This is a genomic window from Mesorhizobium sp. M0060 (genome assembly GCF_040323155.1).
Classification (GTDB): Bacteria; Pseudomonadota; Alphaproteobacteria; order Rhizobiales; family Rhizobiaceae; genus Mesorhizobium.
Window position 1 is genome coordinate 1 of sequence record NZ_JAMYUP010000116.1, and the last position, 6,606, is coordinate 6,606.

5 protein-coding genes and 1 pseudogene are annotated in these 6,606 nt (G+C 61.0%); 1 reads left to right on the forward strand and 5 read right to left on the reverse strand.

Going from position 1 to position 6,606, the window contains the following annotated elements:
* The coding region (locus NKJ94_RS36600; protein WP_130827500.1) for a DUF736 family protein at positions 1-90 on the forward strand (90 nt) is incomplete at its 5' end.
* A 36-nt stretch (positions 91-126) separates the two neighbouring features.
* Here NKJ94_RS36600 and NKJ94_RS36605 read toward each other — a convergent pair.
* The 5 genes and pseudogenes from NKJ94_RS36605 to NKJ94_RS36625 form a co-directional block, all read right to left on the reverse strand.
* On the reverse strand, positions 127-2,565 hold the full coding sequence (locus NKJ94_RS36605; protein WP_352532553.1) for a TOTE conflict system archaeo-eukaryotic primase domain-containing protein: 2,439 nt from the start codon (positions 2,563-2,565) through the stop codon (positions 127-129).
* Between the two features lie 188 nt (positions 2,566-2,753).
* A pseudogene (locus NKJ94_RS36610) lies at positions 2,754-2,996 on the reverse strand (DUF736 family protein); the annotation flags it as partial.
* 844 nt (positions 2,997-3,840) lie between these two features.
* Positions 3,841-4,776, reverse strand: a complete 936-nt coding sequence (locus tag NKJ94_RS36615) for a DUF2493 domain-containing protein (RefSeq protein ID WP_352532555.1) — start codon at positions 4,774-4,776, stop codon at positions 3,841-3,843.
* Between the two features lie 309 nt (positions 4,777-5,085).
* Positions 5,086-6,132, reverse strand: coding sequence for a DUF7146 domain-containing protein (locus NKJ94_RS36620; protein WP_352532557.1), 1,047 nt, complete (start codon positions 6,130-6,132; stop codon positions 5,086-5,088).
* Positions 6,132-6,452, reverse strand: coding sequence for a hypothetical protein (locus tag NKJ94_RS36625; RefSeq protein ID WP_352532559.1), 321 nt, complete (start codon positions 6,450-6,452; stop codon positions 6,132-6,134). The genes NKJ94_RS36620 and NKJ94_RS36625 overlap by 1 nt, the downstream gene beginning before the upstream one ends.
* Positions 6,453-6,606: the final 154 nt, after the last annotated feature.

A 6,606-nucleotide genomic window follows, 5' to 3' on the forward strand; every position in this document is an offset into this window, starting at 1 on the left:
AAGCTCGACGATCCGTCCTTCACGGCGCCGGTCTACGCCTCCCTCGTCCAGGGCGACAAGGGCGAGCACAAGCTCATCTGGTCGCGATGACCGGCCAAGGGCGTCCCGCTCCACAGCGGGGCGCCACTATTCGATCATATAGCCCAGCGCGCGATAACCCGCGCGACGCTTCGCAGCCATCCTGGCCAGAACGGGGACAGTGTTATCGACATAGTCGACGACCAAGACATCTCTTTTGCCATCATGCTGACGATGCAGACGGCCGACATACTGCGCCAACGTACCCTTCCAGGCGATCGGCATCGTCAGGAACAGCGTGTCGAGCCGGGCGTCATCGAAGCCTTCGCCGATATAGCGGCCTGTCGCCAGTATCAGGCGCTCCTGATCATCGGATACGCGCAATGCCGCGTTGGCCGTCTTTCGATCGCCCGCAGACATGCCGCCGCGCAGCACCACGAGATTTTTCACGAATGGCGAGAACCGCTGCTGAAGATAGTCGAGATGGTCTTTCCGCTCGGTCAGCACCACTGGTGAACGCTTCGCCTCAAGCGATTTCAGCACATCATCGAAGATCAGATCATTCCGACCACTGTCTTGCGCAAGGGCCGCGTAAATTGCGGGCATCGATGGACGTTCGGCCGACGCCAAACATGGCGGCAATTCAAATTTCGTCGAACGATCGCGCACACGGTGGCGGATGCCACGTTCGGCGGCTTGAACTCTTGCGTCGACCCGATGGCGAACAGGGCCGCATTGCATGAAGATGATGGGATGATGCCCGTCCTTTCGGGCAACGGTCGCGGACAGACCCACGACATACCGCGCTTTCGACCGTCGAGCGACGAGCTCGAAGCTTGCCGCGGATAGGTGATGGCATTCATCGACAATCAGGTGACCGTAATCGGCAACGATATCTGCGACTTCCCCATGGCGTACCAGGCTCTGGATGAGCGCCACATCGATGACACCAGTCGGCTTTCTTTTCCCGCCTCCGATAGTTCCGATCTGTTTCGGGTCTATGTTCAAAAAGGAACTCAGGCGCTCCACCCATTGAGTGAGCAGTTCCCGACGATGAACGAGAACCAGGGTGTTCCGGCCACGATGCGCAATCAGGGCTGCGGCGACAACCGTCTTGCCGAAAGCCGTTGTGGCGGCAAGCACACCGTTGTCGTGGGCGACAAGGGCATCGAAAGCCTTCGATTGCGGTCGCCGCAGTTCGCCTTGGAAGCAAAGGTCCGCAGGCAACGCCATGCCGATTTCGCGATGATCGTCCAAATTGGCAACGGCGCCGTGGCTTTTGACGAGATCGATCGCCTCGTCGAGGCAGCCTCGGGGCAAAGCGACATGCTGCGCATAAAGCTCGGCACATGACACGACCCGAGGCTTGCCAAAAGTCGGCAAGCGCATCGCCTGCGCGCGATAAAATTCCGGGTTCTGGAAAGCCGCCAGACGAATGAACTGCGTGGTCAAGGCCGGCGGAAGCTCCGCTCTGTCAATGTAAACCTGGTCGGCGACAACGATGCTGATGCTTTGCGGGATCGCAGCGTCTATGCGTCGTGGTTCGCTACGACGTGACGGTGACATCTTCCACGGCTCGTCGGCATGTTCGTCATCAACCGGCATGCGAACGCCCAAGACCCTACCTGACAGTTCAGCCTCGTCGGCAATCCTGAAGACCGCGTCAGCCGATAATCTCGGCAGAGACGACAGGTATGCCCATTGGTCATCGTAGGGCTGCAAGTCTTTGTCTAGAAAAACGCTGTTGCCGATCTCACGGGCTTTCCTTTGCAGGGGAAGCGCGATCAGATTGCCAAAGCCGCCGAGCGGCATCGTATCCTGATTGGGAAAGAAGCGATCATAGGATGCAAAGCCGATCTCGGGGCGTTTCTCCATTGTCTCCGTGATCAGGGCAGCCCCTAACTGCCGAGCGATCTTGGCCGGAACGGGCTCAGCGAAGAATACCCAAACATGCCCGCCATTCCCCGATCGCGATCGCTCCAAGGCGGCGCCAATTCCTTTTGCATGACAGATGTCCAGCAATGCCCTCGTGTCATCGGCCCAGCTTTCCTTGTCGAAGTCGGCCGCGAGGAACCAGCATGTCTCATCTTGCAGCAACGGATATACCCCGGCGACAAAGTCCCCCGAACGGGCGTCGCCGCCGCGCAAATGTTTCTCGATGATATCCTCGGAAGGCGAGATGAAAGCCTGATGCGGGCATTCTGCGCATTTCACCTTCGGCTTGCCGCAGATCCCCTTCGCCCACTCATTGGAACATGCAGGAGAATATCCAGAGCGGCCTGCTTTCCTGTTTTCCCATCGAACGGGAAAAACATCGGGACGCCCGGCGAACAGACGGCGGAACAACTCGATTTTCTCGATCGACGGCGAGTTGTTAGTAACAGGGGCATCGGCAAAAGTGGGGCGTTCGACGGCAAGCCGAGCGGATATCAGCTTTTGCTCAAGCGTTTCCAATTCGCGCTTAAGCGCAATGCGCTCTGCATCCAGATCAGCTAACCGCAGCTGAATGCGCGCGATTTCCTCCGAAGCATCATCCTTGTCCGCCAAAGTCGTATCCTACGCCCCAACGCTCATGTCACGGGCCAACATAGATCAAAGACGGCTTCGGCTTAAGACGCGCAATGCGCGACCTGCAGCGGGTTTGTAAGTGGGATTTTGCGGAGCAGATTCCGCCGCGACTATAGGGAAACCGGCGTTCAACGACCGACACTTCGCATAATCCCGCTCTACGCATAATCGACCTGCCCGACGAAGACACGGTGGCTGGGGGCGTTGTCGCCAGAGCGGTTGGTCTCGGGTACGATGCGGACGTTCTTGGTCTGGAGCGAGAGGGTGACGATTTCGCCGGTGAACTCGTTGTTGCCGGTCTTCTTGAAGGTTCCGATGATCGCCATAACAGTTCTCCTTGAACTCTGTTGCGAGCCCGCACTATGCGGCCTCGATGGCGATCGGCGGGCCGGAGGCAATCGACGCCGCATCGCTTGCGACCGCAGCGCCAGCGGAGGATGGCAGCCAAGCGACTTTGTTGTTTGGCGAGGAATGACGGCGCAGCCGGCAGGGGAAGAAAGTCGATCGGTGCCATTGCGGCTTAGTCGATCGAGGCGCAGCCGACTTCGGCCAGATCAGCCCATTGAAGAGGCCGTTTGGAGCGGTCGGCCAGACAGAGACATCCATTGAGAACCTGGCGATACCGTCGCACCGGCGAAATTCCGGTTATGACGACCACCGGCGTCGACGCTCCTTCTGTACAAGCTTCGATAAGTTGCAAGCTGTTGCCAGCACCGCGCTTAAGACACGCACGCGATGGGCTCAACTCAAGGCTGACGTGCCCCACCGGATACTCGCCAACTTTCGAACGAGACGGCACGTCGCAGTGGATCCGAACTATGCGTCGCGCTCAAGGCGTGTCAGCCTCACCAGTAACGATGCGATGGCTGGTCAGAAACAGCCTCCAGCCCGCCTCGGTCGTTCGGTGAGTTCGCCCGAGCCAGGCACTGTCCGGTTGAACCGGGGCCGCTATCGTCTTGTCCGCAGTTGCAATGGCGGCTGTGACCGAACCAAGCCACCGGCCCTCAAACAGGCGTCTCGTGTATGGCTTGCGTGGCGGGTAGCCTGCGAGCGCAGCTGATACGCCGAAGGCAAGCGCGACAGCGTTGCGCACCCTCCCTAGCACCGGGATGCGGACGTAAGTATTGCGAAAGCAGGAATGATGCCGGGGGCGGAAAATCTGACAAACCGGGGCCGAGCATTCCGGCGAAGTACAAAAAAACAGGCTCTCGCTGTCCGACGCGGCCCTATCGTGCAACGGAGACATTGAAGCGCTTACGCGCTGCCTTCGTTGGTGCGGAAGTCGAGGACCGGGATGCCGAGCTTCCTGGCCTTATCGGCAAGATTGTTCTGGATGCCGGTGCCGGGAAAGACGATGACGCCGATCGGAAGCACGTCCAGCATTGCGTCGTTGCGCTTGAACGGGGCGGCCTTGCCGTGTTTTGTCCAGTCGGGCGCGAAGCCGATCTGCGCCACCTTGCGATGGTCGGCCCAGCGGGATGCGATCTTCTCGGCGCCCTTCGGCGACTTGCCATGCATCAGCACCATGTCGGAGTGCTTGGCGTGGACCTGGTCGAGCTTGGCCCAGATCAGCTGGTGGTCGTTGAAGTCGAGGCCGCCGGTGAAGGCGATCTTCGGGCCAAGCGGCAACAGCACCTCGTGCGCGGCACGTTTCTTCGCAGCCAGAAAATCGCGACTGTCGATCATCGCCGAGGTCATCGCCTTGTGATTGACCATCGATCCGCTGCGCGGCCGCCAGCTCGATCCGGTGTGGCGCTCGTAATGCTCCGCGGCCTGATCGCGCATCAGTTCGAAGGCGTTCTGGCGTTCCACTAGCGTCTGTCCCTCGGCCGTCAAGCGTTCCAGCTCGACTGATTTCACCTCGCTGCCATCCTGCTCACGCTGGCTACGGCGCTGCGCCTGCTCGTTGTAATCGAGTTCGCGCTCGATCCGGTTGGTGGCACGGTGGAAGACGTTGACGGTCGACCACAGGAGATCGTCGAGATCGGGCTCAAGGCGAGTGTCTTCCAGTGTCGCGATGATGGCGTCGAAGATGTCGGCGATCGCGCCGGCGACGCGGTGGCCCTCCGGAAGCGGTCGAGGATCAGGCTCATCCGCGAAGGGGCGGTAGCCGTAGAGCTGAAGCTCGGTGAGGGCGTGGTCGATGGGTGATGAGGCGTGCTGTGTTTCGTAGTCGTCGTGCTCGCTCATTGGATGCTCCTGTTTTGGACCGCGACCCTCGCGGCCTTCATGGCGACGAAAGCCGGCGAACGGGACGGATCTGCACCCGCAGTGAAGCGGAGGGCCGGAGCGTCAGCGGAGGAGGACGAAGGCCGGCTATTTTGCCTCGCGATGGAAAGCGCTCGCTTGGGCGCGCGCCGGAAAATAGTCGGCCGAAGACGTTGCGGCTCCGGGCCGTTTGCAGGCCGATCGCCCTCTCGAAGGCCGGGGCGCGGTTGTCTCCGACCTTAGGGGCATCCGAACGATGCCGGCGACAGCGGCACGCTTGTCCGGTCCGGGCTATGCCGCAACTGTCATGAAACGGCCGATGTCCTGCGGGGCGAGCTGGACACGGGCGCGCGCCCGAAGATCATCCACGCCGAGCGTACAGAGATCTTCGTTGAAGTCCCCAAGTGCCGGCGAGAGCACGATCGCCTCGATCCCGGCAGCATTCGCTCTTTCGATCAAGGTGTCACGCGCGCCGTCACCGGCTGGATCGGCGTCGCGCACGATGTAGAGCCGTCTCAGCGTGAGGGGGAACAGGATGGCAGCAAGATGGGCGGCCGAGAGTGCTGCGGCCACGGCCATATCGGGCAGAATGCACCGAAGCGACAAGAGCGTCTCGATGCCTTCGCCGGCCGCCATGACTTCGCCGGGCAGACCAAAGCGAACCGCGTGCCCGAGAAGGTCGCCCATCGCGCGCCTCGGCGTATCGACCGGTGCCTTGCCCCTGCCGGAAGGATCAATCCAGGTGCGATGCGCGCCAGTCAAACGACCGTCGAGATCGGTGACGGAAGCGATCATCGCCGGCCAGGTCTCGGTCGGCGAGTGTTCATCGGGCCGATAATAGCAGCGCGGGTGGAAACGCAGGCTTTCGGTCCCGTGCAAAGCAGTAATCCTGCGATTGCGCAGATACGTCTCTACGACCGTGCCCGCAATCGGCCGCGACATCGCAAACAACCGACGCGCTGCTTCCGATGATCCGGATGGCGTGGCTACCGATTTCAACCGGGGGGAAGTCTGCTTTGGTTCGAGATGCGGTAAGCCGAGGAACGCCATTGCCTCATTGGCAACGTCCCTGAAGTCGATCAAGCCGCAGCTTTCGCGGATCACGTCGAGAAGATCGCCATGCTCGCCTGTCGCCGCATCGGTCCACTTGCCGGCTGCTCCTTTTCCGCTCTGCGACCCGATGAGCCGCACGAACATCGAGCGGCCTGGCGTGTTTTGGACATCGCCGACAAGCCAGTAGCGGCCCTCGCGATGCCCGTTCGAAAGATAGTGGCGACAAACTGCCTCAGCCTGCCGGCCGAGGCGTTGCGCCAGTTCGGACGCATCGTGCCGGGCCATCAGGCATACTCCCGCATGTCGATGCGCTGCACGGGATAACGCTCCAGCAGCTTGGCCAGAATTGCGGATCCAGGTGCCTGTGGCTCAGCGAGATTGGCCGACCCGGCGCGACTCTCGGCGACAAGGCGGTCGATGCCTCCACTGCTGGTCTTGCGCACGATGAGGCGCGAGCGGGTTGCCACTTCAGCTACGAGGTCCGGTAGATCCCCGATCCAGATGCCGGCCTTGACGCGCCGGACCTTGGACTGGGAGAGCACCACCTTCTTGAAGGGGATGTCTCGCGAGGACGAAAGGGTGATCTTCTGAACGGCAGTAGCCATCGGGATGTACTCCGAGACGGGCAGCCGAGAGCCTCTCTCTCGACCTCCAAACCCGTCAGTGCGCCAAGCACAGCCCTCTAACTCTTTGACCAGAAAGGAGAAAAGCCGAGTTGGAAGACTAGCCACCAACATCTCCGGAGGGCGAAAAACCCTC